The sequence below is a fragment of the Bradyrhizobium sp. MI1.7 genome (genome assembly GCF_055811795.1).
This window is the reverse complement of record NZ_JBVVPO010000131.1, coordinates 7117-10379: the sequence shown is the minus strand read 5'-3', so window position 1 is coordinate 10379 and position 3263 is coordinate 7117. Positions and strand designations below refer to the sequence as shown.

The window sequence follows — 3263 nt, the reverse complement described above, 5'->3', positions numbered from 1 at the left end:
TCAAACGCCCTGAGGTAAGTGGGCGTCTTCATTCTACCGGGCCGGCCGGTAGAAAAAGAAAAGCCGCCCAACGGCGGGCCTGGTGTTTCCGATCGGTTGGCCCGAGCCGTTCGGTCTGGTCATGATCGAGGCGATGGCCTGCGGGACACCCGTGATCGCCTATCGATCAGGCTCGGTCCCGGAAGTCGTGGAGGATGGCGTCACGGGCTTCATCGTCGACGGTGAGGAGCAGGCGATCAGGGCAGTGAAAGATCTGGGCCGGCTGGACAGACGAGTGGTGCGCGCCCGGTTCGAGGAGCGCTTCGCCGCAAGTCGGATGGCGAAGGACTACGAGACCCGATATCGCGACCTGGTCGCTCGCGGAGGACGCCTCGCGTGAGAGATCTGTTCCGCGGCTAGTTTGCCGGACAGGCGCGATCGAATCCTTGGCAATCCGTTCCGCATCGGGAACAAGCGGTAATTAGGGGCGTTGAGGCCGGCATCCCAACGGGTGCGTCACGTTGGAGGAGATCATCGATGAAAAGCTTTCTTGCCGTCGCTTTGCTTGGCACTGCCGTGATCGGCGGCGCTGCTTTCGCACAATCCACACAGCCCGCCGATCGCGCCGCGCCGGCGGCGACCGCTCAGCCGGCCGATAAGATGGCGCTCAAGGGAAATTGGCGTGCCTCGAAGCTGATGGGCTTGAATGTCTACAACGAAGCCAACGAGAAGCTCGGCGACATCAACGAACTGCTCGTCGACAAGAGCGGCAAGATCAACGCGGTGGTCATCGGCATCGGTGGCTTCCTCGGCATGGGCGAGCACGATATCGCCATCTCCATGGACAAGCTGAAGTTCGTCGAAGAGCCGGTCCGGACCAGCTCGAGCGGCACTTCGACCACGTCGCGCGAGACCACCACGACCGGGACCGCGTCCACAACCACGACGAACCGCACCGCGAACGATTGGGTCCCTGACCACGCCGTCATGAGCGGCAACAAGGAGCAATTGAAGGCACTCCCGCAGTTCAAATATTCCGACTACAACTAAGGGCGACGAGTGCTCTCGGCGAATTGGGGCCCCAACTACGGGGCCCTTTTTTGTGTACGGACGTGCTGCAACGAAAAACGGCCCGCCCAGATGGGCGGGCCGTTCATCCGTACGGGGTTTCCGCTCAGTGCATGTGAACCAGAAAATAGCCGACGCCGCCAACAACCAGGACGGCTGGAACGGCCCAAAAAATCAGTACGGGCATTTTCTCCTCCAATCGCTGTCAGAACGCTTGAGAGACGGCTCTTGACGCCGTCGCGGCTATTACTGCTCGGTGCAGACCTTCGTGGTCTTGACCGCGGACTCCGCCTCGACCCGGGTCTTAAAGACGCCGTCGCCCACGACGGTCGTGGTGGTGGTGGTCGGCTTGCTGTCGACGATGGTGCACTTCTTGGTGGTGGCGTCGCGCACGATGTAGAACTCGGCGGCGCTGGCCGCCTGGGTGCCGAGGGCGAAGGCGGCAAGAGCGCCGCACAGGATAAGCTTCTTCATGGTGTGTCCTCCTCAAAGTGAAAAATAACTCGTAAGTAGTCATTGCCAACGACGCCGCGCGACCGAAGTTCCCACTCTCGCGATCTGCACCATTTCGGGACAACAGAAAACACGGAACTCGCGGAATTGCCTAGTTTTCCCGGAATGGAACCCAGCGTCCCGCCCGAGGTTGTTCGACGTCCGCATTAAGGAGGTTCAGATGAACAAGCGTTTATTGTTGGCTACCACCGCTGCAGTCGCGATCGCGACTTCCGCTTTTGCCCAGTCCTCTCCGAGTACGTCGAACTCCAATCCGCCGACGCGTCAGCAGGATTCCACATCCACGACGCCGTCCTCTTCGACCCCGTCCAATTCATCCTCGGGATCCGCACAGCCCGCCTATCCTTCGGCGAATTCGGCCCAGACGCAGTCTCCGTCCTCGACCGGTCAGAGCGCCGCAGGCCGGTCGTCCAATTCGGGCACCAACACCACGCAGGCGCCGGCCTCGAACAACTCGACCAACCAGGCTCAGACCAATCAGCCGTCCAATCGGACCACTACGCCTTCGAGCCAGGCGCAGACCAATTCTCCTTCGAACACGAACACCCAGACGCAGAGCGCCAATCCGCCCACCTCGGGCACCAACCAGGCGCAGTCGCCCACGGGTAGCGGTTCGACCAACACGGCGCAGCAGCCGAACAATCAGCAGAATACGGCCGATCGTTCCTCGAACACCAACGTGAACGCGTCGGTGAACATCAACGATCAGCAGCGGACCCGGATCAGCACGTCGATTTCGCATCTGAACGTGCAACCCCTCAACAACGTGAACTTCTCGTTGTCGGTGGGCACGGCGGTGCCGCGCGATGTCCGCCTGCAGCCGCTTCCTGCCGAGGTCGTCGAGGTCGTGCCGCAGTACAGAGGCTACAACTTCGTGCTGGTGAAGGATGAGATCGTGATCGTGGAGCCTTCGAGCTATCAGATCGTCGCGGTCCTCCCGTACTCCGGCCGCTCGACGGCGGCCGCGCCGGCGCGCACCGAACAGCGCAAGGTGACGTTCAGCGATCGCGATCGCGAAGTCGTCCGCAAGCACGCCAAGGCGCGTCCTGTCGAGCGCGAGCGGCAGACCACCGGCAGCACCGTGCGTACCGAGATCCGGAGGGGCGAGCGCCTGCCGCAAGACGTGGAAGTCGAGACCTTCCCGGAGGAGGTCTATCGCGAGGCCCCGAGCCTGCGGGAGTACCGGTACATCAACCGGGATAGACGCACCTACATCGTCGACCCGCAGGAACGTCGCGTCATCGAAGAGATCGATTGATCTCGTCACACGAAGGAGAGCGAACATGAGGACTATTGCTCTCGGAGCGTTCGCCGCCACCGCCATGCTGGCGTCGGCGGCCTCGGCAGCTCCGCTCAATCCCACCCCGGTCGGATCGGCGGAAGCGGCAAACGTCGACCAAGTTCGCCTGGTCTGCAACGATTACGGCCGCTGCTTCCGCACCCGTGGCCCCCGCTACGTGCAGCGTTACTACGGCGACGACGACAGCTACGTCGTGCGCAGGAGCTATGGATCCTACGGCGGTCCGGGCTATTACGATCGCGGGTACGGCTATTACGGAGGCGGGCCGAGCATCGGCTTCAGCTTCGGTACCGGCCGCTGGTAATCGATGCTTCAGGGGGCCCCCCCGGGGGGGGGGGCGCCCCCGGGCGTTTATTAAGCGAGACCCCACAACGCGGCCGCTACGCCACGAGAAGAAGGAGAG

General features: G+C 62.6%; 4 protein-coding genes and 1 pseudogene. 4 read left to right on the top strand and 1 reads right to left on the bottom strand.

Translation table 11 applies throughout. The features are described 5' to 3' along the window. Positions 1-73: 73 nt before the first annotated feature. Both AC0L3X_RS45535 and AC0L3X_RS45530 read left to right on the top strand, forming a co-directional pair. Positions 74-379: pseudogene (locus AC0L3X_RS45535) on the top strand (glycosyltransferase); the annotation flags it as partial. 137 nt (positions 380-516) lie between these two features. Beyond that, positions 517-1029 (top strand): PRC-barrel domain-containing protein, encoded by a 513-nt coding sequence (locus tag AC0L3X_RS45530; protein ID WP_085398567.1) that lies wholly within the window; start codon positions 517-519, stop codon positions 1027-1029. A 264-nt stretch (positions 1030-1293) separates the two neighbouring features. Here AC0L3X_RS45530 and AC0L3X_RS45525 read toward each other — a convergent pair whose 3' ends face one another. Next, entirely contained in the window at positions 1294-1521 is a 228-nt protein-coding gene (locus AC0L3X_RS45525; RefSeq protein ID WP_085398566.1) for a hypothetical protein, read from the bottom strand. Between the two features lie 199 nt (positions 1522-1720). Between AC0L3X_RS45525 and AC0L3X_RS45520 the strand changes: the two genes are divergently transcribed. Together AC0L3X_RS45520 and AC0L3X_RS45515 are read left to right on the top strand one after the other, a co-directional pair. Then, complete coding sequence (locus AC0L3X_RS45520) at positions 1721-2818, top strand: DUF1236 domain-containing protein (RefSeq protein ID WP_085398573.1); 1098 nt, start codon at positions 1721-1723, stop codon at positions 2816-2818. Between the two features lie 25 nt (positions 2819-2843). After that, entirely contained in the window at positions 2844-3164 is a 321-nt protein-coding gene (locus AC0L3X_RS45515) for a hypothetical protein (protein ID WP_085398565.1), read from the top strand. Positions 3165-3263 lie beyond the last annotated feature (99 nt).

Bases quoted from the DNA above. Each gene is read 5' to 3' on its own strand.
- AC0L3X_RS45530 (WP_085398567.1), top strand. From the start codon at position 517: ATGAAAAGCTTTCTTGCCGTCGCTTTGCTTGGCACTGCCGTGATCGGC.
- AC0L3X_RS45525 (WP_085398566.1), bottom strand. From the start codon at position 1,521: ATGAAGAAGCTTATCCTGTGCGGCGCTCTTGCCGCCTTCGCCCTCGGC.
- AC0L3X_RS45520 (WP_085398573.1), top strand. From the start codon at position 1,721: ATGAACAAGCGTTTATTGTTGGCTACCACCGCTGCAGTCGCGATCGCG.
- AC0L3X_RS45515 (WP_085398565.1), top strand. From the start codon at position 2,844: ATGAGGACTATTGCTCTCGGAGCGTTCGCCGCCACCGCCATGCTGGCG.